The organism is Clostridium paridis (genome assembly GCF_016765615.1).
In the GTDB taxonomy this organism is placed as follows: domain Bacteria; phylum Bacillota; class Clostridia; order Clostridiales; family Clostridiaceae; genus Clostridium_T; species Clostridium_T paridis.
Genome location: NZ_JAESWA010000012.1, coordinates 1 through 25,186, shown reverse-complemented (window position 1 = coordinate 25,186; position 25,186 = coordinate 1). Strand labels below are relative to the sequence as shown.

Genomic DNA, 25,186 nt, shown 5'->3' with positions numbered 1-25,186 from the left:
AATAGATTTTCATAGTTTAAATTCTGTAGTAAAGTTTCAAACTGGAGGTATTTTATGAGAAAGCAATCCCTAATAAAAGGAAGTATAATACTTGGTATGGCAGGAATAATAGCAAAGTTTTTAGGCATATTCTTTCGATGGCCATTAATAATGCTTATAGGAGATGAAGGAGTGGGATATTATCAGATGTCTTATCCTTTGTATATGTTTTTTATTGCTTTATCGGCAGGAGTCCCTGTAGCCATATCAAAGATGGTCTCAGAAAATAATGCTTTAGGAAATAAGGCGGATACTTTTCAAATAATTAGGGAAGCATTTTTGCTAATGGCTATACTTGGGACAGGCACTAGTTTGTTCTTGTTTTTTGGTGCAAGACCATTGATTTCCCTTCTTAAGTGGGACAGTAAAGCTTATTTCTCATTGATAGGAATTTCATTTGCGCCAATTATAATGACTTTTACAACTATATATCGAGGGTTTTTCCAAGGCTTACAAAACATGACACCTTCAGCAATCTCTCAAATATTAGAACAGATTGCAAGAGTGATTGTTGGCGTGGGGTTAGCTATTATATTACTTCCTAGAGGGATAGAATACTCAGCAGGTGGTGCTGCCTTTGGAGCCACTGCTGGAGCATTGCTCGGAGGGAGTTATTTATATTTTAAATATAGAAAAGTTAAAAAGGAATTTGGTATAAAAAGAGTTTCGTTTAATCCAGAAGTGCTAAATAGATTGCTTAAAATTTCTATTCCAATATCTTTAGGTGCTACAGTAGGTAGTGTTATGGGGCTTATAGATTCTGTTCTAGTTCCAAGAAAACTATTGGAAGCTGGGTTAGATACAAAGACAGCAACAATTCTCTACGCTCAGCTTACAGGTAAGGCAGCGGTATTAACAAATATACCATTGACTCTTTCTATGGCATTATGTGCATCTATAGTTCCGATAATTGCTGAAAATTATATATTGAGTAACAAAGAAGAAGTTATTTCAAAGGTTAATACATCTTTGAAGTTATCATTTACAATAGCATTACCATCTTTAGCAGGGTTGTACTTTTTAGCATTACCAATAATGCAAATAATATTTCCAGGAAGATATGATGGATATGAAATTTTAAAATATTTATCTATTTCAATTCCATTTATAGTTCTAGCTCAAACAACAACTGCAATTTTACAAAGTACTGGTAGATATATAATTCCGGTAATAAATTTATTAATAGGCTGCGCCATAAAAATATTCTTAACATCAACCTTGGTATCAATTAATGAGCTAAATGTATATGGCGCAGTTATAGCAAGTATTTCAGCATACTTAGTTTCATCAATATTAAACTTGATTTGTTTAAAGATGCATTTGAAATTAAAAATTAAGTTCTATGAAATATTGATTAAGCCTGCTTATGCAACTATTGCAATGATAATAGGGGTTATGGGGAGTTATGTAGTGTTAACATATAAAATTAATAGTCCTTCTTTAGCTTGCTTGATTTCGATATTTTTGGGTATTATTATATATATAGTTCTAATAGTAATATTGGGAGTTTTTAAATATGATACCATTAGAAGTCGATTAAGGAGATAAAAAAGGAGAGAGCTTAATGATAAAAATAGTAGGTTTAGGTCCGGGTGCACCAGAAGCATTGACATTAGGAACTTTAAAAGTACTGAAAGAAAGTAAGCAGGTTTTATTGAGAACTGAAAAGCACCCTACAGTTGAGTATTTAAAGGAAATGGACATTAACTTTGAAACATATGATTCAAAATATGAAGAAAGCCAAAGTTTTGATCAGGTATATGAGGCCATAGCAAAAGAATTAATAAAGGTTCACGAACAGTTCGGAGATGTGGTATATGCAGTACCGGGGCATCCATTGGTTGCCGAAAAATCTGTTTTTAACATAATTTCATTGTGTGATAAGAATAATATAGAATATAATATATATCCTGCAGTAAGCTTTGTGGATGCGATGATGGATGCGCTTAAAATTGATCCAATTGATGGACTTAAGATAATAGATGCTTTTGACATTGATAATCAGGTGTTAGATAAGCGAATAGGGACGATTATAACACAAGTTTATAATCAATTTATAGCTTCAGAAGTGAAATTGAAGTTATCAGAATACTATAATGATGATACAGAGATATTTTATGTTAGGGCAGCTGGAATTAAAGGGATGGAAAGTATAAGAAATATTCCCCTATTTGAATTAGATAGACAGGAAGATATAGATTATCTTACATCTATTTATATCCCTAAGGATTTAAATAATAAAAAAGATTTCAATGATTTAGTAAAAATCATTGAAAGGTTAAGAGGCGTTGATGGGTGTCCTTGGGATAGAGAGCAAACACATGAAAGTTTGAAGTCTGCATTGATTGAGGAAAGCTACGAAGTCATAGATGCCATAGAAGAGTTAGATGATGATGCATTAATTGAAGAACTAGGAGATGTGCTGCTTCAAGTAGTGTTCCATGGAATAATAGGTAAGGAAGATGGATATTTCAACATAGGAGATATAATAGAAGGAATATGCAATAAAATGATATACAGACATCCTCATGTTTTTGGGGATGAAACTGCAGACTCCTCAAAAGAAGTTCTTGTAAATTGGGAGGAACTTAAGAAAAAGGAAAAAGGATTAGAGAGTCTTACCGAAGAGATGGAGGCTATTGCCAAGAGTTTGCCGGCATTAATAAGGGCAAATAAGGTTCAAAAGAAAGCAAAGAAGGTCGGATTTGATTGGGATAACGTTGAACCAGCAATGGAAAAAGTAATTGAAGAATTAAATGAAATAAAAGAGGTATATAAGGAAGGAAATAGGGAAAGAATAACAGAAGAAGTAGGAGATTTGTTATTTGCATGTATTAATGTAGCTAGATTTCTAGATGTTGATGGAGAATTAGCATTAAATAAAACTACTGATAAGTTTATAAAAAGAATGTCATATATAGAACAAAAAGTTGCGCAATTAGGGAAAAAAATACAAGAAATGTCATTAAATGAGCTAGATGTAATATGGGAAGAATCAAAAAATAAAGAAAAATAATAAAATCTAGGAGGAAATTAGGAATTTAAGGAGAATATATATAAATTGTATAAATGTATTACTACTTATCATAAAAATACCTTTTTTACACAAAATATCTATATTTCTATAGACTAGGCTGAAATCAAGGTATATAATAGGATGAGATAATGTAGTACATAAGTAATAAAAACTACAGTAATTTAATATCTCTATGATCGAGGAGGATGTAATCGTGAATAAAGCAGAATTAATCACTAGTATTGCAGAAAAGAGTAAATTAACAAAGAAAGATGCTGAAGCAGCTTTAAAAGCTTTAATAGAAAGCGTTGAAGAAGCACTAGCTAATGGAGATAAAGTTCAATTAGTTGGATTCGGAACATTTGAAACAAGAGAAAGAGCTGCTAGAGAAGGAAGAAATCCTAGAACAAAGGAAGCTATCCAAATTCCAGCATCAACTGTACCTGTATTCAAAGCAGGAAAAGAATTCAAAGAAAAAGTTAGTAAATAATCTTAAAAAACCCGAGTGCATCTCGGGTTTTTTTTGAATACATAAACTTTAGCATTTAATAAGGAGGAAAAGAAATTGAGATTAGATAAATATTTGAAAGTTTCTAGAATTATAAAACGAAGAACAATAGCCAAAGAAGCTTGCGAAGGAGGAAGAGTTACAATTAATGGGAAAGTAGCAAAACCTTCAACAGATATAAAAGAAGGGGATGTTATAGAAATAACATTTGCAAATAAAAAAATTAAAGCAAAGATAGTAAGTATTGCAGAACATGTAAGAAAAGAAGATGCTAGAGAAATGTATGAGATACTAGAGGGTGAAGAAGATCAAGAGTAGTATCGATAATAATAGTAGATATTATATAGGGTTTTTTATAGGAAACTTAATTTATTCTTGTTTGAAAATGTCGGCTTCTGGACATTTTCAGAAATGAATAAATTATTAGTTGAACTTAAAATCCTATTATAAATAAGTGCCTAGATAGTATTCTTAGGGAATTTATTAAATTTTATAAATTCATAAATGTTAATTCTTAAATTTAATTTACTAGCATATATTCTGTTAGAAATATTATTAAGGAGAGACATTATGGAAACTAAAAAGGAAATAATTCAAAAGGAAAGTTCAATTCGTCTTGAAAATAGAAAAAAATTAGCTCTAACAGGAGTTTTAGAAGTCCTAAGCTTCGATGAGGAAAAAATAGAGTTAAATACAAATGAAGGACTATTAGTTATAAAAGGTCAAGAATTAAAGATGAATAAGCTTGATGTTGAAAATGGAGATGTTATTATCGCAGGTCTTATATATAGTATGATATATTCTGGAAAAGAAGTTAAGAAAGAAAAGGAAGCCTTGCTTAAAAGGCTATTTAAATAGGTAATAGCTATGTTGTTACCTAACAATGTACAGTATAACATAATTGTATATAGCCTTTTGGCAGGAATGTTAACAGGAATATTCTTTGATGCATATAGAATAATAAGAGGTAATGGAATAAATAAGGTTATAATAATTTTTGAAGACTTACTTTTTGGTATATTAAGCGGCCTTGCTATTTTTACTTTCCTTTTATATTATAATTCAGCTTTTTTAGGATTTTATGTTTACTGTGGAATAATTATAGGATTCATATTATATTTAAGATTAATTAGTAAGTATATTTTAAGATTTGAAAAAATGCTATTATCAAGTGTAAATAAGTTTTTCAGAATAATATTAATTAATGTGATTTACATTTTAAAAATAATTTTTTATAAAATTTTAGGAAAAAGTAAATAAATTTAAAAATTACTTGAATATATAGTCTTTTCTCTTTAAAATAAAGATAAGAATTGTTATAAAAGAGGGGAACAAATATGAGAAAAAGAATTAACTTAAAGAACTTGGTTATAGTCTTTTTGATAGGTTTTTTTTGTTTCAGCTTTTTTAGACAAGAAACTGCTATGAAAAGATTAAATAAACAAAAAGCAGATAAACAGGCACAACTTCAAGAGTTGAAGAATGACAATGATAGACTTAAACAAGAAGTGCAAAAGATTCAAAGTAATAACGATGAATTTATAGAAGAAATGGTTAGGGTTAGACTAGGTTTAATTAAACCAGGGGAAAAAGTCGTAAATAATGCAAGCACAAAATAAATAAGGTTATTATTTTATAACATATATATTTTTTAAGGAGGAGTCTTTTTAACATGACCTTGATGGCAGGAAACATTTTAGAAGGTACAGTAGTAAACATCACAAACTTTGGAGCATTCGTAGAGGTGGAAGGTAAAACAGGCTTAGTTCATATTTCAGAAGTTGCTGATTCTTTTGTAAAAGATATTAGACAACACTTGAAAGAACAAGATAAAGTGAAGGTAAAAGTAATCTCAATTGATGACAATGGAAAGATTAGTTTATCTATTAAACAAGCAAATCCTCAAAGAAAAAGTGTAAAACCAGCAGAAATTGATTGGACAGCAGAAAAGAAAAAACAAAACTCTGAAAGTTTTGAAGATATAATGTCTAAATTTTTAAAAGATAGTGAAGACAGAATGCAAGATGTTAAGAAAAATCAAGATTTCAAAAGTAAGAGTAGAAAGAACTTCGGTTAAACTATGATAGATAGGCTTCTAACAAGGATTAGAAGCCTTTTTGATTTCATTCTATTCTTATAGATTTAGAGGTAAAGTTAAAAAAATAATAAAAAGTGTTGACAGAAGTACAATGGTACCTTATAATTAATTTTGTTGTCACAACCCAAGGGTGCTGATAACTAATGCTGAAGTGGCGGAACTGGCAGACGCACAGGACTTAAAATCCTGCGGTGCTTAAACACCGTACCGGTTCGATTCCGGTCTTCAGCACCACAATATCGCGGGGTGGAGCAGTTGGTAGCTCGTCGGGCTCATAACCCGAAGGTCGTAGGTTCAAGTCCTGCCCCCGCAACCATAAAGAAAGTTAGGCGGGATAGCTCAGTTGGCTAGAGCATTCGGTTCATACCCGAAGGGTCGCAGGTTCGAATCCTGTTCCCGCTACCATATAACATAACATGCTGAAGTGGCGGAACTGGCAGACGCACAGGACTTAAAATCCTGCGGTGCTTAAACACCGTACCGGTTCGATTCCGGTCTTCAGCACCATAATATCGCGGGGTGGAGCAGTTGGTAGCTCGTCGGGCTCATAACCCGAAGGTCGTAGGTTCAAGTCCTGCCCCCGCAACCAAAAAAATTAGGCGGGATAGCTCAGTTGGCTAGAGCATTCGGTTCATACCCGAAGGGTCGCAGGTTCGAATCCTGTTCCCGCTACCAAATAATATAACATGCTGGAGTGGCGGAACTGGCAGACGCACAGGACTTAAAATCCTGCGGTGCTTAAACACCGTACCGGTTCGATTCCGGTCTCCAGCACCAAGAAAAGTCTACAATTTTAATTGTAGGCTTTTTTGTTATATAGGATTTTTGATAGTAAACTTAACTTATACTTGTTTGAAAATGTCGGCATCTGGACATTTTCAGGCATGAATAAGTTAATAGTTGAACTAAAACCCTATATAAAATAATAAGAGAGGAAACATGTCTATTGGACTTAAGAAAAAGATAGAAAATTGAGTATTCCAAAAATTGTTTTCTATAAAGCTTCAAAGAGTAGAATAACATGACAAAATATTATCTTAACAAAATCTAATGATATATACCTCTAAGCTTAACTATTGCAATAGAATATTAAAGGTTCTAGGAAAAATAATAGAATGAGTTCTATGCTGAGGGATACACAATTTTTATGAATTATATATAATTTTGTCCAACGAAAAAAATTATTCGAAACAAAGAATGACATATAATTTGAAAAGCTGCTGATATAATAATATTACATTTATTGGTAATTGGAGGTATAAAAATGCAGTATGGGTTAGAGGTAGAAACATATAAAAGAATAGGTAAAAGAAAAAAAGAGAATAAGGAAACCATGTACTATTCGCCAGTTAAACTGGCTGTAATATTTTCAGTAGGACTGTTGGTTAGTAGAGTTATGATAAATTTAAATATATCCAAAGTAGACTACATAGCACCTTTTGGAGTGGCATATCTTTTATCCTTTTTAGGGGAGAGGGATAGAGTATATAAAATAGTAGCATCCATTGGAACGTTAGTCGGATACTTAACTATTATTAGTAAAGTTAATGATGGAAATATGTATATAATAACTATTTGTATATTAACATTAGGATCTATAATTCCCATAAAGATAGACAAGAAGGTTAATAATATAAAAAACATCATTTTCCTATATGGCTTAATTCTTATATATAAATATGTACTACAGGGATATGAAGTTCTTTTTTCAATAATATTATCATTTTCTTTAACTATGGTAATGGCATCTGTAAGCTATATTATTAAATACTCATTGGAATGTATAGAGGAATTTAATACAGAACATTTATTTTCAAAAGAAGAAATAATAAGCATAATAATTTTACTTGCATTAACTATAACTGGAATTGGACAACTTACTTTACTTAATGTTAGTTTACGTAATGTTATAGGATTGTTAGTAGTCGTTTTGATATCTTATATTTCAGAAGGAACCTTAGGTGCAACTACTGGAATAGCATTGGGAGCAATTATTGGAATAACTACAGGAGATATGCCCTTTTATGTGTGTCTATATGGAATATGTGGTTTAACAGTTGGTATATTTAAAGATATGGGAAAAATCTTTTCGATAGCTGCTTTCTTAATAATATATATGATGCTCAATATGTATTCACAAGATCTTACAATGTACAGTGGAATTGAGGGAGTATTATCAGCATTGATATTTAGCATAGTCCCTAGAAGAATCTTCAATAAGTTAAGTTTGGAATTTGATTCAGAGAAAAAAGAAGATAAAAATGCACAAGTTCATTTTATGAAGATTAAAGAGGAGTTTGGTAAAAGATTAAAAGATTTTACTCAGCTTCTTGGCAATATGTCTACTACTCTACAGAGTTTTGATGATAATGATAGATTGCTGTTAAAAAACACAAGTTCAGCTTTGATAGAAAACCTAGGGGATAGAGTATGCTCAAGTTGTGATATGAAGTATATGTGTTGGAAAAGAGAATTATATAGTACTTATGTAAGCTTTTCTGAATTGATTAAATCAGCTGAAGAAGGGAAAATAAAATTCCCTGCTAATTTAGAAAAAAAATGTGTTAAAAAGAATAGATTAATAAAAAGTACAGAAGAAATAGTTGAAAATCATGTACTGAATTCTATGTGGAAAAAGAGATTGGCCGAGGGAAGAAGAATGCTCGCTGGGCATATAGGGAATATGGCAGATACAGTAGAAGATATATTAGTGAATTTAGATAAAGATATAGAATTAAGTAGTGAGCTTGAGAGAAATGTGAAGAAAATGCTTAGGAAGAATAATATAAAATTCTATGATGTATTTTGTTATGAGGATAAAAATTGTAGGGTTAATATTAAACTCACTATGGATAACTGCAAAGGAAGTAAAACTTGTATTAAGGATGTTATACCATTAATCAATGATATTATAGGAAAACCAATGAGTGTTGGAGGAGAAGGATGTCACATTAATCCTAGTAATAATCAGTGTACTGTACTCATTGAAGAGATGCCTAAATATTATGTTGAAAGTCATGTGGCATTATCATGCAAGGAAGGTGAAAAATATACTGGAGATAGTTATTCTTTTGGAAACACAAAAGATGGAGGCTATATGACAATCGTTAGCGATGGTATGGGATCGGGGCCTAGTGCAGGAACTGAATCGAAAGCTACAGTAGAATTGATAGAAAAGTTTACTTCTGCAGGGTTTAAAAACACAACTGCCATTAATGCAGTGAATTCTATAATGAATATGAAGTTTGCTGAGGATGAAAAATTTGCTACCTTAGATATGAATACAATAGATTTATATACAGGGGAAGTAGAATTTATTAAGATTGGAGCTGTAGCAAGTTTTATAAAGAGCAACAATAAGGTTGAAGAAATAAATTCAAAGACATTACCTTTTGGAGTTTTAGATAAACCAGATATAGAAATGGTAAATAGAAAACTTAAGAATGGAGATATATTACTCACCTTAAGTGATGGAATTCTAGAAATTAATAAAAATGAAACTGGAAATACTGGGTGGATAGTTAATTATTTAAGAGAAACTAAGATAACAAATCCAAAGGAGATGGCACAAGATATACTTGAGAAGGCTAAAGAACTTTCTGGAGGTAAGTGTAAAGATGATATGACTATCGTGGCTTCAAAGGTATATGCATGTTATTAGAATTTAATATAAATTTAAAAGACTTGGTTTTAACCAGGTCTTTTATTTGGAATTTATAATTGAATAATGATAATAAATGGTATAATATAAAATGAATTTGTTTTAAAGGTGTGAAAATAATATGAAAGAAAAAGTAACTAATTATATATATGAGAATAAATTAATAAACCCGGGAGATAAGATATTAGTAGCTCTTTCGGGAGGACCAGATTCTGTATGTCTGATAAATCTTCTTATAGAAATGAGAGATGAGTTCAATATTAGTGTTGGGGCAGCGCACATAAATCATATGCTAAGAGGGGATGAGGCAGATGCAGATGAGGAATATGTTAGAAAAATATGTGAACTAAATAATATACCATGTTATGTTAAGAGAGTAGATATAAATAAGGTTTCTAAGGAAAAAGGAATAAGTTCTGAAATGGCAGGAAGGGAAGAACGCTATAATTTTTTTGATGAAATAAGAACTAGATACTTATATGATAAAGTTGCACTAGCACATAATTCTAATGATCAGGCTGAAACTGTATTGATGAGATTAATGAGAGGAAGCGGATTAGAGGGGTTAACAGGTATAAAAGCTAAAAGAGATGAAATATACATAAGGCCTATTTTAAGTTGTGAGAGAAGTGAAATAGAAAATTATTGCATCGAAAAAGGACTAAATCCAAGGATAGATAAAACTAATTTAGAAAATATTTATTCAAGAAATAAAGTTAGACTTGAATTAATTCCATATATAAGAGAAAATTTTAATACAGATATAGTAAATACATTAAACAGAATAGCTCTTTTATTAGAAAAGGATAGTGAATTTATTCAATATTATGTAGAGGAAGCAATAGAAAAATATTGTGTATTTAATGAAAAACTTATAATTAAAAGTGGTCTATTCGAATTAAAAGAAGCAATTTTAACTAGAGTTATTAAAAATTCTATAATGAGGTTTTCTCAAAAATATTATAATATAGAAATGAAACATATTTATGATATTGTATCTCTTCAAACGAATAAAAGTGGAAGTAGAATATCACTTCCAAATGAGCTTGAAGCTTCAAATTCCTATGGAAATATAGAAATAAGATTTACTAATAATGACGAAAAAGAAAATATAAAAGAAAATAATATATTAATAAATAAAGAAAATGTATATAATTATTTAGTAGAGTTCTATAATTATAATATAGAATTTAGTGTTTTAAAAAAAGATGAAAAGTTAAATTTTTCTAAAGACTCTTTAATTAAATATTTTGATTATGATAAGATAGTTAGTAGTATAGAAGTAAGAAGAAGAAAAGATGGAGATGCTATAAAACCTTATGGAATGAAGGGGAAGAAAAAACTTAAAGATTTATTTATGGATCTGAAAATTCCAAGGGAAGATAGAGATGAAATTCCTTTAGTATGTTTTAATGATGAAATAGCTTGGATTGTTGGTATTAGAACTTCAGAGGATTTTAAAATAACTAAAAATACAAAAAATATATTAAGGATTAAGTTTTCTAGAAAGGAATAAAGAGAATGATAAAAGATATTAAAGAGATTTTATTCGATGAGGAAACGATAAAAGCTAAAATTGTGGAATTAGCGAATTTGATAAGTGAGGATTACAAAGGGAAAAATCTCGTGATTGTTGGGGTTTTAAAGGGATCTGTAATTTTTGCGGCAGAACTAATTAAGAACATTAAAGTTCCATGTGAGATTGACTTTATGGCAGTTTCTTCATATGGAAACTCTACTGAAACCTCAGGGGTAGTAAGGATATTAAAGGACTTAGATCATGGAATTGAGGGAAAAGATATTTTAATAGTAGAAGATATAGTAGACAGTGGAATAACATTGAACTATTTAGGGAAATACTTACAAGGTAGGGGAGCTAAGAGTATTAACATAGTTACCTTGCTAAATAAGTCAGCAAGGAGAAAAACAGATGTTGATGTAAAATATCAAGGATTTGATGTTCCAGATGAATTTATTGTTGGCTATGGAATAGATTATGCAGAAAAATACAGGAATTTACCTTTTATAGGAATATTAAAACCTGAGGTTTATGAAAAATAGAATAAAATCTTATTGTTGTTAGATAAATTTATATATGATAAAATTTTATAATAACTAGAAAGAGAGGGGGGCCTTAAATGAAAAAATTTTCAAGCGCAACGGCCTGGATTATAATATCTGTTATGGTTATGTTTATAGCTTTTACTATTTGGGAAAGCGGTAAAACTAAGGACATATTATCATACAGTCAATTTAAACAACATTACCAAAACAATGAAGTGAAATCAATACGTGTAAATCAGGATAATATAACTATAGAGGGTACTTTGAATGATGGAAAGGTATTTAATGCTTATGTACCTTTAGAAACATTAAATACTTTAATTGCAGCAAGTCCAAAGGATTCAGTTGATTTATCTTTTGATGCACCTAAAAGCACAAAAGAATGGTTAAATTTAATTCCTACCGTATTGCTGATAGTTGTGTTCTTAATTTTCTTATTTATTTTTATGCAACAATCTCAAAGCGGTGGTGGCAATCGTGGAGTAATGAATTTTGGTAGAAGTAGGGCCAAAATGGCAACGCCTGATAAGAAGAAGGTTTCATTTAAAGATGTAGCAGGTGCAGATGAGGAGAAAGAGGAACTGGCAGAGATTGTAGATTTCTTAAAGGATCCTAAGAAGTATACAGATATGGGAGCAAGAATTCCTAAGGGTGTCTTATTAGTTGGGCCTCCAGGAACAGGTAAAACTCTTCTTGCAAAAGCCATAGCAGGAGAAGCTGGAGTACCATTCCTTAGTATTTCAGGTTCAGATTTCGTAGAAATGTTTGTTGGAGTTGGTGCTTCAAGGGTAAGAGACCTATTTGAGCAAGCGAAGAAGTTCCCATCTTCTATTGTATTTATTGATGAAATAGATGCAGTTGGTAGACAAAGAGGTGCTGGCCTTGGTGGAGGACACGATGAAAGAGAACAAACATTAAATCAATTACTAGTTGAAATGGATGGATTCGGAGTAAATGAAGGAATAATTATGATAGCAGCAACTAATAGACCTGATATCTTAGATCCTGCATTACTTAGACCTGGAAGATTTGATAGACAAATCATGGTAGGAGCTCCTGATGTTAAAGGTAGAGAAGAGATTCTAAAGGTTCATACTAGACATAAGCCATTAGCAGAAGATGTAAATCTTGAAGTTTTAGCAAAAAGAACTCCAGGCTTTACAGGTGCAGATATAGAAAACCTTACTAATGAAGCAGCACTACTTTCTGTAAGAAAAACTAAAAATAGAATTGGAATGGAAGAAATGGAAGAGGCTATTACTAGAGTAATCGCTGGTCCAGAAAAGAAGAGTAGAGTTATAAGCGAGCACGACAAGAAGCTTACAGCTTATCACGAAGCAGGTCATGCAGTTGTAGCTATGTTCTTAGAAAATTCAGATCCAGTTCATCAAATCAGTATTATACCTAGAGGTATGGCTGGTGGTTATACAATGCATCTTCCTAAGGAGGATAGATCATATACATCTAAGTCTAAACTTAAAGATGATATGGTAGGACTTCTAGGTGGAAGAGTTGCAGAAAAACTTGTTATTGGAGATATAAGTACTGGAGCTAAAAATGATATAGACAGAGCTTCAAATATAGCAAGAGCAATGGTTATGGAATACGGAATGAGTGAAGAAGTAGGTCCAATCAGCTATGGAACTGATCAAAATGAAGTTTTCTTAGGAAGAGATATCGGAAGATCAAGAAACTTTAGTGAAGATATTGGAGCTAAAATAGATAATGAAATCAAGGGATTGATTGATGATGCTTATAATAGCGCACAAAAGATATTAACAGAAAATATAAATAAGCTTCATGCAGTAGCACAAGCTTTACTTGAAAGAGAAAGACTTGAAGCTAATGAATTCCAAGAAGTATTTAATAATGCATAAAAGAGTGAAAGCCGTATGAAATACGGCTTTCTTTTAATATTTGTTCGTAATAACACGAAAATAAACAAAAAAATATTTAAAATTATATTTATAAATGGTATAATAAACAAGGAAATTTTAAATACTTTAAATAAAAGAGGTGTCTCAGAATGAAAAGTGATATTGAAATTGCACAAGGTGCAAAAATGCAACCTATTGTTAATATAGCTGAAAAATTAGGGTTAAATGAAGATGATATAGAGTTATATGGTAAATACAAATGCAAAATTTCTTTAGATGTCATGGATAAAACATCAAAGAAAGATGGAAAATTAGTTTTGGTAACTGCAATAAATCCAACTCCTGCGGGAGAAGGGAAATCTACAGTAACTGTTGGATTGAGTCAAGCGTTATGTAGATTAAATAAAAATTCTGTAGTAGCTATGAGAGAACCTTCATTAGGTCCTGTATTTGGGGTTAAAGGGGGAGCAGCAGGTGGTGGATATGCTCAAGTTGTACCAATGGAAGATATAAACTTACATTTTACAGGGGATATGCATGCCATTACTACTGCTAATAATTTGCTTTCAGCGGCTATAGATAATCATATACATCAAGGAAATCAGTTAAGAATCGATGCAAGAAGAATACTATTTAAAAGAGTAATGGATATGAATGATAGAGCATTAAGACAAGTAGTAGTTGGTATGGGTGGTAAACCTAATGGATTCTTAAGAGAAGATGGTTTTATGATTACAGTAGCATCTGAAATAATGGCAATATTATGTTTAGCTAAAGATTTAAAAGATTTAAAGGAAAGAATGGGTAATATATTAGTTGCTTATAATTTGGATGGGGAACCTGTCTATGCAAAAGATATTCAAGTGCAAGGTGCCATGGCTTTATTGATGAAAGATGCAATAAAACCAAATCTAGTTCAAACTTTAGAAAATACTCCAGCAATAATACATGGAGGACCTTTTGCAAATATAGCCCATGGATGCAATTCTATTATTGCTACAAAAATGGCATTGAAATTAGGAGATATTGTAGTAACAGAAGCTGGATTTGGAGCAGATTTAGGAGCTGAGAAATTCTTTGATATAAAATGCAGATATGCAGGTCTTAATCCGGATTGTGTTGTATTAGTAGCTACAATTAGAGCGTTAAAACATCATGGAGGAGCTTCAAAAGCTGATTTAAGTGCAGAAAACTTAGAATGTCTCTCAAAAGGATTAGATAATTTAGGGAAACATATTGAAAATGTTAATAAATATGGAGTTCCATTGGTAGTTGCTATTAATAGATTCCTTAGTGATACAGAAGAGGAAATTAAGCTAATAGAAAACTATTGTAAAGAGAAAAATGTAAAAGTGGCGCTATCAGATGTATGGGCAAAGGGTGGCGAAGGCGGAATTGAGCTTGCAAATGAAGTTATCAATATTTTAGATAATGAAGTTTCGGATTTTAAAGTGTTATATAAAGTTGAAGACAAAGTAACAGATAAAATTACTAAGATAGCACAAGAAATATATGGAGCTAGAGGAGTGAATTTCACACCACAAGCAATTAATCAAATAAAAGAATTAGAAAGAATAAATTGTGATGAGTTACCAATATGTATGGCAAAAACTCAATATTCACTTTCAGATAATCCTAATCTTCTTGGCAAGGCTTCTAATTTCGATATTACAGTTAGAGAAGTCAGAGTTTCTAAGGGGGCAGGATTTATAGTAGTATTAACTGGTGATATTATGACTATGCCAGGATTGCCTAAGGTACCTGCAGCGAATAGAATGGATATATTAGATGATGGGGAAATAGTAGGATTATTTTAGATATTAATATTTTAAAATATAGCTGGTAAAAAATATGAAAAGAAAGTTGTTAATTATTAACAACTTTCTTTTTGTTAATATCTTGACAAATGATAATTAATTGCTAAAATTAAATTGTTAAATTTACAGTATAAAATTCAATTTTTATGATTTATTAAAATGGAGAGGCGGTTCTTTTGTTATAAATGATTTGAAGGAATCTTTTACCCTCCTTATTTTATTATTTTAGGTGGTGCAATATGATATTATTAATAGATGTTGGAAATACTAACATAGTTTTAGGGCTTAATGATGAAAATGGATTTAGTGCAAGTTGGAGAATATCAACAGATGCAAATAAAACATCTGATGAATATGGAATACAAGTTACTCAGCTATTTCATCAAAATGACATAAACCCAAGGGATGTTGAAGGAATAATAATTTCTTCAGTAGTTCCTAATATAATGTATTCTCTTGAACATATGATTAGAAAATGTTTTAATGTTGACCCAGTAATTGTAGGACCAGGTGTGAAAACTGGAATAAATATTAAATATGATAATCCAAAAGAGGTAGGTGCAGATAGGATAGTAAATGCTGTTGCAGCACATGAAAAGTTTAGAAGAAGTTCAATAATAATAGATTTTGGAACTGCAACAACATTCTGCGCATTAACTAAGAATGGAAACTATCTAGGAGGCAATATTGTACCAGGAATAAAAATATCATCTGAAGCACTATTCCAAAGAGCAGCCAAATTACCTAGAGTTGAATTAGAAAAACCTAAGGGCGTTATTTGTAAAAATACTATATCCAGTATGCAAGCTGGCATAATATATTCATATGTTGGTGGAGTTGAGTATATAGTTAGAGCAATGAAAAAAGAAATGATGGCAGTTGGAGAAGATGAACCTATAGTAGTTGCAACAGGGGGACTTGCGAAACTTATTGCAGAAAGTACTGATGTAATTGATATTATAGAACCACAGCTTACCTTAGAGGGACTAAAGATAATTTATGAAAAGAATAAGGAGTAGGATATAGTGAAAATAGGAAATCTAGAATTTGAAAATGCTATTTTCTTAGCTCCTATGGCAGGTGTTACAGACATTTCTTTTAGAGGGCTTTGCAAAGAGATGGGTTGCGAGTTAGTATATACAGAAATGATAAGTTCAAAGGCAATGTATTATGGTAGTGATAATACAATGAATTTACTTAGAACAGCTGATGAAGAGCGACCTGTAGCAGCACAAATTTTTGGGAATGATCCCAAAGTCATGGCTGAGGTAGTTGAGAAATACTTTAATGAAAGAGAAGATATATGCATTATAGATATAAATATGGGGTGTCCAGCTCCTAAGATAGTAAAGAATGGTGAAGGGTCTGCATTGATGAAAGATCCAAAACTTGCATGGGAGATAGTGAGTTCTATAAAGAAAGTTTCAAAAAAACCTGTAACTGTAAAGTTTAGAAAAGGATTTAATGAAGATAATATAAATGCAGTAGAATTTGCTAAGTGGATGGAAGACGCAGGAGCTGATACAATAGCAGTGCATGGAAGAACACGAGAACAAATGTATGAAGGTAAGGCGGATTGGGACATAATAGCTAAGGTAAAGAATGCTGTTGGTATTCCAGTTATAGGTAATGGGGATATCTTTAAACCAGAAGATGCATTAGAATTAAAAAGAGTTTCTAATTGTGATGGAATAATGATTGCAAGAGGAAGTATGGGGAATCCTTGGATATTTAAGCAGATTTCTCAGATATTAAAAGGTGAAGAAGTTACATATCCGACTCCATCAGAAAAGATAAAAATGTGTATGAGACATTATGAATTGGCATTTAAGTATGATGGAGAATATAAAGCTATTAGAGAAATGAGAAAGCATTCAGCTTGGTATATAAAAGGACTAAACAATTGTACTGATATTAAAAATAAAATAAACCTCCAAGAAAATATAAATGACGTTTTTGAAATTTTAAAAAGTTATATGATATATTTAGAATCTGAAGGTATTAATAATTAGCTGAGTGAATAATATACCATAAGAATAATATATGAGGTAAAGCTTAGTGAGAGATATTTTAGATATACGGGTAGCTGACGGAGAACCATATTTCAAAAATAACTCTGTAACAAAAATATTAGATAGTTTTAAAATAAAAAGAATTGCACAAATTAATTTAAGTGATTTTAACAGCAATATAGTTAGAGTAAGTATTCCACCAAATCTAAATTGGAGTTCTTACTCTAATAATGTAGTTAGGGCAATAGGTAGGAGAAAATGGGATTCCATCAGCATAAAGGGAAATAGAAAATATGATTTTAATTATTTAGAGAATTTCCAAAGGGATGTTTTAGCCTATGGAATTATTGCATCTATAAAAATCATTCTTATGAATAATCATAAGAAGATAAGCAATTCAACTATAGGCATAGAGGATGGTGGAAATGTATCAAACTTGCCAATAATAAAGCAATGTGCCATGTATACAAATAGAATTCTTTTAATAACAAGAAATTATAAAGAAGCAAGTAAAATAAGGGAATATATAATAGCTAATTATGGGGTTTCACCAGAAATAGCGTTTACAGAGGATAAGACGGAGAATATTGATTTTATTGTTACAGAATATGATAAGGAATACAGCTCTTTAGGCGTTTGGTATTTAAATAATTACTATTTACCTAAAAATTATATTATGCATGCAATAAATGATGTGGAGTTTTATTTACCTGAACTTAAGGAGGATATTCCGCCTGAATTGCTAGGAGTTTTATTAAAATCAAGCAAAGGGAATAATAAAACAGTAGAAGAAATACTAAATTGTAATAAGATAGAAATTAGTAAAATAAAACTTGGAAAAAAGGAAATAAAGGTATAGAATTATTGACAGTAAGTGTACTTAGTTTTATAATATGTTAAATAATCCTATAGTTAAAAATATATATTAAATTAATAATATACTGTATAAAATGAGCTATGTAGAAGGGGAGAAAGAAATGAGCGAGCAAAAAAAGGTAATTTTAACTTATGAAGGAGTTAAAAAACTAGAAGATGAACTTGAATTTTTAAAAACTGTTAAAAGAAAAGAAATTACTGAAAAAATAAAAGTAGCTTTAGGTTACGGTGATTTAAGCGAAAACTCAGAATACGATGAAGCTAAGAATGAGCAAGCATTCACTGAAGGAAGAATTCTTCAGCTAGAAAACATGCTTAAAAATGCAGTAGTTGTTGATGAGTCGGAAATTTCAACAGATTCAGTAACTGTAGGATCAGTTGTAAAAGTTAAGGATTTTGAGTTTGATGAAGAAGTTGAGTATATAATAGTTGGTTCAGCAGAAGCAGATCCAATGAACTATAAAATATCAAATGAGTCACCAGTTGGTGCTGCACTTTTAGGTAAAAAAGTAGGAGACACAGTAGAAGTTATAGTGCCAGGTGGTACAAATAAATTCGAAGTTTTAGGAATTAGAAGAGAGTAACGGAGGTTTCACAATGTCAAATGAGGAAATGAACATTAACCAGTTAGAAGCTCAATTTAGTGAACAAGAGAGATTGAGAAGACAAAAACTTGAAGAATTAAAGGCTACAGGAAATGATCCTTTCGATGTTTATAAGGTTGAAGTAAGCCATTCTTCAAAAGCAGTAAAAGAAGATTTTGAATCTTTAGAAGGAAAAAATGTAAAGGTTGCTGGAAGACTAATGTCTAAAAGAGGCCAAGGAAAAGTAATTTTTGCAGATATTCATGATAAAGAAGGAAAACTTCAATTATTTATAAAACTTGATGCTGTTGGAGAAGAAAATCTTAAATCCTTTAAGACTTTCGATTTAGGAGATTGGATTTCAGCAGAAGGAGAAGTTTTTAAAACTAAAGCAGGAGAAATATCTGTAAAGGTTAATGAATTCAAACTTATTTGTAAATCATTAAAACCTCTACCAGAAAAATGGCATGGCTTAAAAGATCCAGACTTAAGATATAGACAAAGAGAACTAGATTTAATAACTAATCAAGATGTTAGAGAAACTTTTATTAAGAGATCTAAGATAATATCTGGTATTAGACAATTCTTAGATAATAGAGGATATTTAGAAGTTGACACACCTATGCTATCACCAACAGCAGGAGGTGCAGCTGCTAGACCATTTATTACTCACCATAATACATTAGATATAGATATGTATTTAAGAATTGCAACAGAATTACACTTAAAAAGATGTATAGTTGGTGGATTCGAAAAAGTATATGATATGGGAAGAATCTTCAGAAATGAAGGGATGTCAGTAAAACATAACCCAGAATTCACTACAATTGAATTATATGAAGCATATGCTGATTATAATGATATGATGGAAATCACTGAAAATATGGTAGCATATGTTTGTGAAAAAGTTAATGGATCAACTAAGGTTTCATACCAAGGAACTGAAATAGATTTCAAACCACCTTGGAGAAGAATAACTATGGTTGATGCAGTTAAAGAATATGCTAATGTAGATTACAATGCTATTTCAAGCAATGAAGAAGCTCAAAAAATAGCAAAAGAAAGAAATCTAGAATTTAAGAAACCTTTATCAACTGTAACAAAAGGAGAAGTATTAAATGCTCTTTACGAAGAATACTGTGAAGAAAAAATGATACAACCTACTTTTGTAATAGATTATCCAGTTGAAATATCTCCTCTTACTAAAAAGAAAAGAGGAAATGAAGAATTCACTGAAAGATTTGAAGGATTTGTTTTTGGAAGAGAGGTATGTAATGCTTACTCTGAATTAAATGATCCTATTGTTCAAAGAGAAAGATTTGAACAACAAGAAAAGGAAAGAGATCTAGGAGATGATGAAGCATACATGATAGATGAAGAATTCATGAGTGCTTTAGAAACAGGTATGCCTCCAACAGGAGGATTAGGAATCGGTATTGATAGACTAATCATGTTCTTAACAGATTCAGCATCAATTAGAGACGTAATCTTATTCCCAACAATGAAGCCATTACAGTAAGTTTTAATAAATCGCCCAGAAGTGGGCGATTTTTTTTATGAAAAATTTTTGAGAAAACTATTGCATTTTATTAAAATCTTGATATAATAATATTTGTGATTGACGTTCCGCGATAGCTCAATGGTGGAGCACTCGGCTGTTAACCGATAGGTTGGAGGTTCGAGCCCTCTTCGCGGAGCCAATTTTATTTTTAGAAGATAATAATAGTAATGAGATTCAGCGTAAGCTGATTTTTTTTTACTCTTTAGGAATTTATAATATTGGTGTTTTGAATACTTTGGATTTTGGTTGACAATATGTGAGGATTTGATTATATTATTAATATAAAATTTAATAGGCATGATGATAAAGAGGAGTAACTTTATGATTTATTTAGAGAGGTAGTGTTTGGTGAAAACTATCAAATCTTAAGGTGAAGGGCACTTTTGAATGCACGAAATGTTAAAGCAGGGCAATTGCCAAGAAGGGTGGAACCGCGGAAAGATATTTTCGTCCCTTTATGGTAATGGCTTTTTTTATTTTACTGAAAAATTATAAAGTACAAATTAAGTTAGGTTGGAGGTATTATTATGGCAGTAGAAAAGACAATGGATAAAATCGTTGCACTTGCAAAAAACAGAGGGTTTATATTTCCTGGCTCAGAGATTTATGGAGGCCTTGCAAATTCATGGGATTATGGCCCTTTAGGAGTAGAATTCAAAAACAATGTTAAAAAGGCATGGTGGAAAAAGTTCGTTCAAGAAAGTCCATATAACGTTGGTGTTGATTGCGCAATACTTATGAATAGAGAAGTTTGGGTTGCATCAGGACATGTAGGAGGATTTTCTGATCCATTAATGGATTGTAAAGAATGTAAAACAAGATTTAGAGCAGATAAGATTGTTGAAGATCATATGACTGCAAATGGAGCAGAGGTTGCAACCGCAGATGGCTGGAGTAATGAAGAGCTTAAGAAGTATATAGATGACAATAACATAGTATGTCCTAAATGCGGAAAGAAGAATTATACTGAGATAAGAAAGTTTAATTTAATGTTCAAAACTTTCCAAGGAGTAACTGAGGATGCAAAGTCAGAAATATTCTTAAGACCTGAAACGGCTCAAGGAATATTTGTTAACTTTAAATCAGTTCAAAGAAGTTCAAGAAAGAAAGTTCCATTTGGAATAGCTCAAATTGGTAAGTCATTTAGAAATGAAATAACACCAGGAAACTTTACATTCAGAACAAGAGAATTCGAACAAATGGAATTAGAATTCTTCTGTAAACCAGGAACTGATATAGAATGGTTTAACTATTGGAGAGAATATTGCTGGAACTTCTTATTAAACTTAGGAGCAAATAAAGAAAATTTAAGAATGAGAGATCACGAAGCTGAAGAGCTTTCATTCTACTCAAATGCAACTTCTGATATAGAGTACTTATTCCCATTTGGATGGGGAGAATTATGGGGAATAGCTGATAGAACAGATTATGACCTTAAGAAACATCAAGAGCATTCAGGAGAAGATTTAAGCTATCTAGATCCTTCCACAAATGAGAGATATGTTCCTTACTGTGTAGAACCTTCTTTAGGTGCAGATAGAGTAGCTCTTGCATTTTTAATAGATGCTTATGATGAAGAGGAACTTGAAGGCGGAGATGTAAGAACAGTATTACACCTACACCCTGCATTAGCACCATTTAAAGCAGCTGTTTTACCACTTTCTAAGAAATTATCAGAAAAAGCAGATGAGGTATATTCATCTCTTGCTAAAAAATTCAACATTGAGTATGATGAAGCTGGAAGCATAGGAAAGAGATATAGAAGACAAGATGAAATAGGAACTCCATTCTGTATAACTGTAGATTTCGATACTCTTGAAGATGGAGCAGTAACTGTAAGGGATAGAGATACAATGGCTCAAGAGAGAGTTAAAATAAGCGACTTAGAAGCATATATAGAAAAAAGATTAGAATTTTAATAATAAAGGGGCTATCACAGAATGATTTTATCGGAAAACATTCTCTGGTAGCTCTTTTTGCAATTAAAAACATTTACCACAACAACTTGTAGAATATTATTTCATAAAATCATACTATGTATATATATTTTTATCAGATTTAAAGTTAATGGCTACATTGTATATGAAGCAGCTTGTCTAAAGTGGAATTATAATACAACCAATGTTATAATAAAAATAAAATAGGCAAAAATTTAGTGTATATAGATTTTTTTGGAGGAAAACTAAATGAAAAAAGATTTTAATGAATTTAAGAGATTCATAAAGGGAAAGAATGTTGCTGTAGTAGGTATTGGAGTAAGTAATATTCCTCTAATAGATTTTTTGTTAAGTTTAGATGCTAAAGTAACAGCTTTTGATAAAAAAGAAGAAAATGAACTTGGTGATATAGCTATATCATTTAAAAATAAGAATGTTAAACTGATGTTAGGAGAGGATTATTTGACCAAGCTTAACGGCTTTCAAGTAATATTTAAGACTCCTGGCATGAGAATTGATATTCCAGAATTAGATGAAGCTAAGAAGCAGGGTGCTTATATTACTTCTGAAATGGAGGAGTTTGTTAGGTATTGTCCTGCAAAGATATATGGAGTAACTGGTAGTGATGGTAAAACAACTACAACAACTATTGTTTCTAAGTTACTTATGGAAGAAGGCTATAAGACTTGGGTTGGAGGAAATATAGGAACTCCTCTTTTCTCAAAAATTGAAGAAATAAGAGAATCAGATAGAGTTGTGCTAGAATTATCTTCATTTCAATTAATGACAATGGATAGCAGGATAGAGAGAACAATAGTGACTAATTTAACCCCAAATCATTTAGACATGCATAAAGGAATGGAAGAATATATAGATTCTAAGAAAAATATTTTTAAGTATCAAGCTAAAGATGATTTGTTAGTTATAAATAAAGATAATTCTATAACAAATAGTTTCGAAAAAGAGGCTAAGGGGAAGGTTAACTTCTTTTCTTCTAAGGAAGAATTGATTAATGGAGCTTATTTAAGAAATGGAATTCTATATTTAGGTGAAAGAGAAGTTGTTGCTGAGAAAGAAGTAATACTTAGAGGGACTCATAATATGGAAAATTACTTAGCGGCGTTTTTAGTAACAAAAGATGATGTGAAAATAGAAACAATGAAGAAGGTTGCTAAAACTTTTAAAGGTGTAGAACATAGATGTGAGCTAGTAAAAGAAATAGATGGAGTAAAGTATTATAATGATTCAATAGCATCTAGTCCTACAAGAACCTTAGCAGGATTAAAAGCTTTTGATAAAAAAGTAATATTGATAGCAGGTGGGTATGATAAGCACATACCATTTGAACCACTAGCTGAAGAAGGATATATGTTTATAAAAGAACTTATTTTACTTGGTGCAACAAGAGAGAAGATTAAAGCTACTTTTAATAAATTAAAAGATGATAAAGGTATAGATGTGCCAGTCCACATGGTTAATTCATTAGAAGAGGCAGTTGATGTAGCTAAGACTTTATCAAAACAGGGGGATATTGTAACTCTTTCACCTGCATGTGCAAGCTTTGATATGTTCCCTAATTTTTCCGTAAGGGGAGATAAGTTTAAGGAAATAGTAAATAGTTTAAAGTAATTTGAAATGCGAAAGTATATAAGAAGGAGATAATATTATTACACATATCTGTAATAATATTATCTCCTTCAAAGTTTTAATTTCTATATTAAATGATTTAGCTGACAGCATTTTGAACTATTAATACACCTTCTTCTGGTGCGATACTTTTTTGATATAAGATAGAAGTACCTAATATATAATAGTCAATAACTGAATCAGTTGTTATTGGTTTATCTGTAAAAGAATTATTGCCAGAGTCTATTAGAGAATAAATGCTATTTGAAGAATCCTTGTTTAAAAAGAAAATACTATTATTAGAAGATTTTAGTTTTTCAGCTTTCACATCAAATATTTTCTTTTCTTCTTGAGTAGATAAATCTAAATAGTACAATTTATCATTATCAGAAGAATTAACAAAAATTATGTTGCTTTTATATATAATAAAGCTTTCAACAGAGGATTTAGATAATTTCACTCTATTGGTACCATCTGTTTTGACTGCATATATTGAGAAGTTGTCAGAGGCATTTTGATATATTATCCATTGTCCAGAAACAACAAAATTACCACTAGAATCTTGAGTTAATGCAGTTCTTGACTTTTTATCCAAATCATATTTTGTAATATAGTTATTATTGCTTTTATTTATGTAAAATAAATTATTTTGAGAGAATATTATGTTTTGAGGAACGTCATCAGATATTTTGGTTTGAGTTTTACTTGTGGTATCAAAAGAGTAAAGTGCTGATGAATCACTAGCATTTCCAAAATATACAATGGTTCCAGAAACTCCAATTGAATTAGGTGAGGATATAGGATCAAATATGGTATCTGTCTTAATTCCATTCGTAAGGTCTTTATCAAATGATGTTAATTTATTATTATTTCTCCAATCAGGAAAAATATTTTTTGAATCAATAGCATAAAAATTGTTTGGTGTATCGACAGTATCTGTTATTGTAACAGGTGTTGCTTCGTTTGTGCTTGGAGAATTGATAGATATAGACGAACTACTTGGAGTTTTAGTATCACTGTTACTGCTTTTACTACAAGATATTAGAGAAAAACTTAAGGATGATATTAAAACAGCTATTAATATTTTCTTCAAATTTAATTACCTCCTTTAAATAGTATATATTTTATTATATCGTAATTTAATGAAAAGACTATACGGCACTATAATATAATTGATAAATCAAGATAAACCTATCCTAGTGTATCTATAATAGAACAATTGAGAATTTAATTGAAATATTAAGAATGAACAACTTATTTGAATTAATTGAACCTTAAATGAGAAATATATATATATACATCATGGTACTATTTTATTCGTCGCTGATGGCGATGCAACAAAAAAGTGCTTGACACTAGATAATCAAAATGTTATTATAGTTAAGCAAGTTTTAATTGCTCTTTGAAAATTAAACAGAGGAAATGAAGTAAGATTTAGAAATAAACTTAAGTCAACGTAATCTTTTGAGTTAGATTAAGCTTTCAAATTGAGAGTTTGATCCTGGCTCAG

General features: G+C 30.9%; 21 protein-coding genes and 8 tRNA genes. 28 read left to right on the top strand and 1 reads right to left on the bottom strand.

The window, feature by feature from the left end; all coding sequences use genetic code 11:
• Positions 1–54: 54 nt before the first annotated feature.
• The 28 genes from JK634_RS02350 (at position 55) to murD (ending at position 23,679) form a co-directional block, all read left to right on the top strand.
• On the top strand, positions 55–1,587 hold the full coding sequence (locus JK634_RS02350) for a putative polysaccharide biosynthesis protein (protein ID WP_202766018.1): 1,533 nt from the start codon (positions 55–57) through the stop codon (positions 1,585–1,587).
• Between the two features lie 16 nt (positions 1,588–1,603).
• The gene (gene yabN, locus JK634_RS02345; RefSeq protein WP_202766017.1) at positions 1,604–3,055 is read left to right on the top strand and encodes a bifunctional methyltransferase/pyrophosphohydrolase YabN; all 1,452 of its coding nucleotides are present in this window, start codon (positions 1,604–1,606) and stop codon (positions 3,053–3,055) included.
• A 214-nt stretch (positions 3,056–3,269) separates the two neighbouring features.
• Positions 3,270–3,545, top strand: coding sequence for an HU family DNA-binding protein (locus JK634_RS02340; protein WP_202766016.1), 276 nt, complete (start codon positions 3,270–3,272; stop codon positions 3,543–3,545).
• Positions 3,546–3,620: 75 nt separating this feature from the next.
• Positions 3,621–3,881, top strand: a complete 261-nt coding sequence (locus JK634_RS02335) for an RNA-binding S4 domain-containing protein (protein ID WP_202766015.1) — start codon at positions 3,621–3,623, stop codon at positions 3,879–3,881.
• A 252-nt stretch (positions 3,882–4,133) separates the two neighbouring features.
• On the top strand, positions 4,134–4,421 hold the full coding sequence (gene yabP, locus JK634_RS02330) for a sporulation protein YabP (RefSeq protein ID WP_202766014.1): 288 nt from the start codon (positions 4,134–4,136) through the stop codon (positions 4,419–4,421).
• 9 nt (positions 4,422–4,430) lie between these two features.
• Positions 4,431–4,823, top strand: coding sequence for a spore cortex biosynthesis protein YabQ (gene yabQ / locus JK634_RS02325; RefSeq protein WP_202766013.1), 393 nt, complete (start codon positions 4,431–4,433; stop codon positions 4,821–4,823).
• A gap of 77 nt (positions 4,824–4,900) precedes the next feature.
• On the top strand, positions 4,901–5,182 hold the full coding sequence (locus JK634_RS02320) for an FtsB family cell division protein (protein ID WP_202766012.1): 282 nt from the start codon (positions 4,901–4,903) through the stop codon (positions 5,180–5,182).
• Positions 5,183–5,235: 53 nt separating this feature from the next.
• Complete coding sequence (locus tag JK634_RS02315; protein WP_202766011.1) at positions 5,236–5,640, top strand: S1 domain-containing RNA-binding protein; 405 nt, start codon at positions 5,236–5,238, stop codon at positions 5,638–5,640.
• Positions 5,641–5,806: 166 nt separating this feature from the next.
• Positions 5,807–5,895, top strand: a tRNA-Leu gene (locus tag JK634_RS02310).
• Positions 5,896–5,901: 6 nt separating this feature from the next.
• Positions 5,902–5,977 (top strand) — tRNA-Met (locus JK634_RS02305).
• A 12-nt stretch (positions 5,978–5,989) separates the two neighbouring features.
• Positions 5,990–6,066, top strand: a tRNA-Met gene (locus tag JK634_RS02300).
• A gap of 13 nt (positions 6,067–6,079) precedes the next feature.
• Positions 6,080–6,168, top strand: a tRNA-Leu gene (locus JK634_RS02295).
• 6 nt (positions 6,169–6,174) lie between these two features.
• Positions 6,175–6,250: transfer RNA gene (locus tag JK634_RS02290), tRNA-Met, on the top strand.
• A 9-nt stretch (positions 6,251–6,259) separates the two neighbouring features.
• Positions 6,260–6,336: transfer RNA gene (locus JK634_RS02285), tRNA-Met, on the top strand.
• 13 nt (positions 6,337–6,349) lie between these two features.
• Positions 6,350–6,438, top strand: a tRNA-Leu gene (locus JK634_RS02280).
• Between the two features lie 487 nt (positions 6,439–6,925).
• Positions 6,926–9,322: a stage II sporulation protein E gene (gene spoIIE, locus JK634_RS02275; protein WP_202766010.1), complete on the top strand. Its 2,397-nt coding sequence runs from the start codon at positions 6,926–6,928 to the stop codon at positions 9,320–9,322.
• 121 nt (positions 9,323–9,443) lie between these two features.
• Positions 9,444–10,838: a tRNA lysidine(34) synthetase TilS gene (gene tilS, locus JK634_RS02270; protein ID WP_202766009.1), complete on the top strand. Its 1,395-nt coding sequence runs from the start codon at positions 9,444–9,446 to the stop codon at positions 10,836–10,838.
• A 5-nt stretch (positions 10,839–10,843) separates the two neighbouring features.
• Positions 10,844–11,383: a hypoxanthine phosphoribosyltransferase gene (gene hpt, locus JK634_RS02265; RefSeq protein ID WP_202766008.1), complete on the top strand. Its 540-nt coding sequence runs from the start codon at positions 10,844–10,846 to the stop codon at positions 11,381–11,383.
• Between the two features lie 77 nt (positions 11,384–11,460).
• On the top strand, positions 11,461–13,263 hold the full coding sequence (gene ftsH, locus JK634_RS02260) for an ATP-dependent zinc metalloprotease FtsH (protein ID WP_202766007.1): 1,803 nt from the start codon (positions 11,461–11,463) through the stop codon (positions 13,261–13,263).
• A 149-nt stretch (positions 13,264–13,412) separates the two neighbouring features.
• Positions 13,413–15,080, top strand: a complete 1,668-nt coding sequence (locus JK634_RS02255) for a formate--tetrahydrofolate ligase (protein WP_202766006.1) — start codon at positions 13,413–13,415, stop codon at positions 15,078–15,080.
• Between the two features lie 239 nt (positions 15,081–15,319).
• A complete protein-coding gene (locus tag JK634_RS02250) occupies positions 15,320–16,099 on the top strand; it encodes a type III pantothenate kinase (RefSeq protein WP_202766005.1) in 780 nt (259 codons plus the stop codon).
• 6 nt (positions 16,100–16,105) lie between these two features.
• Positions 16,106–17,092 (top strand): tRNA dihydrouridine synthase DusB, encoded by a 987-nt coding sequence (gene dusB / locus JK634_RS02245; RefSeq protein WP_202766004.1) that lies wholly within the window; start codon positions 16,106–16,108, stop codon positions 17,090–17,092.
• 46 nt (positions 17,093–17,138) lie between these two features.
• The gene (locus tag JK634_RS02240) at positions 17,139–17,951 is read left to right on the top strand and encodes a hypothetical protein (RefSeq protein ID WP_202766003.1); all 813 of its coding nucleotides are present in this window, start codon (positions 17,139–17,141) and stop codon (positions 17,949–17,951) included.
• 118 nt (positions 17,952–18,069) lie between these two features.
• Positions 18,070–18,552 carry a transcription elongation factor GreA gene (greA, locus tag JK634_RS02235; protein ID WP_202766002.1) on the top strand — a complete coding sequence of 161 codons (483 nt, stop codon included), beginning with the start codon at positions 18,070–18,072 and terminating at the stop codon, positions 18,550–18,552.
• Between the two features lie 13 nt (positions 18,553–18,565).
• Complete coding sequence (gene lysS / locus JK634_RS02230; RefSeq protein WP_202766001.1) at positions 18,566–20,071, top strand: lysine--tRNA ligase; 1,506 nt, start codon at positions 18,566–18,568, stop codon at positions 20,069–20,071.
• Positions 20,072–20,177: 106 nt separating this feature from the next.
• Positions 20,178–20,252, top strand: a tRNA-Asn gene (locus JK634_RS02225).
• 388 nt (positions 20,253–20,640) lie between these two features.
• Positions 20,641–22,032, top strand: coding sequence for a glycine--tRNA ligase (locus JK634_RS02220; protein WP_202766000.1), 1,392 nt, complete (start codon positions 20,641–20,643; stop codon positions 22,030–22,032).
• 267 nt (positions 22,033–22,299) lie between these two features.
• Complete coding sequence (murD, locus tag JK634_RS02215) at positions 22,300–23,679, top strand: UDP-N-acetylmuramoyl-L-alanine--D-glutamate ligase (RefSeq protein ID WP_202765999.1); 1,380 nt, start codon at positions 22,300–22,302, stop codon at positions 23,677–23,679.
• Positions 23,680–23,776: 97 nt separating this feature from the next.
• Here the strand turns inward: murD and JK634_RS02210 are convergent, their stop codons facing one another.
• The gene (locus tag JK634_RS02210; protein WP_202765998.1) at positions 23,777–24,769 is read right to left on the bottom strand and encodes a DUF5050 domain-containing protein; all 993 of its coding nucleotides are present in this window, start codon (positions 24,767–24,769) and stop codon (positions 23,777–23,779) included.
• Between the last annotated feature and the right edge of the window lie 417 nt (positions 24,770–25,186).

What these genes read in the sequence shown, in the direction of transcription:
- JK634_RS02255 (WP_202766006.1), top strand. Translation starts at nt 13,413, where the DNA reads ATGAAAAGTGATATTGAAATTGCACAAGGTGCAAAAATGCAACCTATT.
- yabQ (WP_202766013.1), top strand. Translation starts at nt 4,431, where the DNA reads ATGTTGTTACCTAACAATGTACAGTATAACATAATTGTATATAGCCTT.
- JK634_RS02250 (WP_202766005.1), top strand. Translation starts at nt 15,320, where the DNA reads ATGATATTATTAATAGATGTTGGAAATACTAACATAGTTTTAGGGCTT.
- hpt (WP_202766008.1), top strand. Translation starts at nt 10,844, where the DNA reads ATGATAAAAGATATTAAAGAGATTTTATTCGATGAGGAAACGATAAAA.
- lysS (WP_202766001.1), top strand. Translation starts at nt 18,566, where the DNA reads ATGTCAAATGAGGAAATGAACATTAACCAGTTAGAAGCTCAATTTAGT.
- yabP (WP_202766014.1), top strand. Translation starts at nt 4,134, where the DNA reads ATGGAAACTAAAAAGGAAATAATTCAAAAGGAAAGTTCAATTCGTCTT.
- JK634_RS02220 (WP_202766000.1), top strand. Translation starts at nt 20,641, where the DNA reads ATGGCAGTAGAAAAGACAATGGATAAAATCGTTGCACTTGCAAAAAAC.
- greA (WP_202766002.1), top strand. Translation starts at nt 18,070, where the DNA reads ATGAGCGAGCAAAAAAAGGTAATTTTAACTTATGAAGGAGTTAAAAAA.
- JK634_RS02350 (WP_202766018.1), top strand. Translation starts at nt 55, where the DNA reads ATGAGAAAGCAATCCCTAATAAAAGGAAGTATAATACTTGGTATGGCA.
- JK634_RS02320 (WP_202766012.1), top strand. Translation starts at nt 4,901, where the DNA reads ATGAGAAAAAGAATTAACTTAAAGAACTTGGTTATAGTCTTTTTGATA.
- tilS (WP_202766009.1), top strand. Translation starts at nt 9,444, where the DNA reads ATGAAAGAAAAAGTAACTAATTATATATATGAGAATAAATTAATAAAC.
- JK634_RS02315 (WP_202766011.1), top strand. Translation starts at nt 5,236, where the DNA reads ATGACCTTGATGGCAGGAAACATTTTAGAAGGTACAGTAGTAAACATC.
- spoIIE (WP_202766010.1), top strand. Translation starts at nt 6,926, where the DNA reads ATGCAGTATGGGTTAGAGGTAGAAACATATAAAAGAATAGGTAAAAGA.
- ftsH (WP_202766007.1), top strand. Translation starts at nt 11,461, where the DNA reads ATGAAAAAATTTTCAAGCGCAACGGCCTGGATTATAATATCTGTTATG.
- murD (WP_202765999.1), top strand. Translation starts at nt 22,300, where the DNA reads ATGAAAAAAGATTTTAATGAATTTAAGAGATTCATAAAGGGAAAGAAT.
- yabN (WP_202766017.1), top strand. Translation starts at nt 1,604, where the DNA reads ATGATAAAAATAGTAGGTTTAGGTCCGGGTGCACCAGAAGCATTGACA.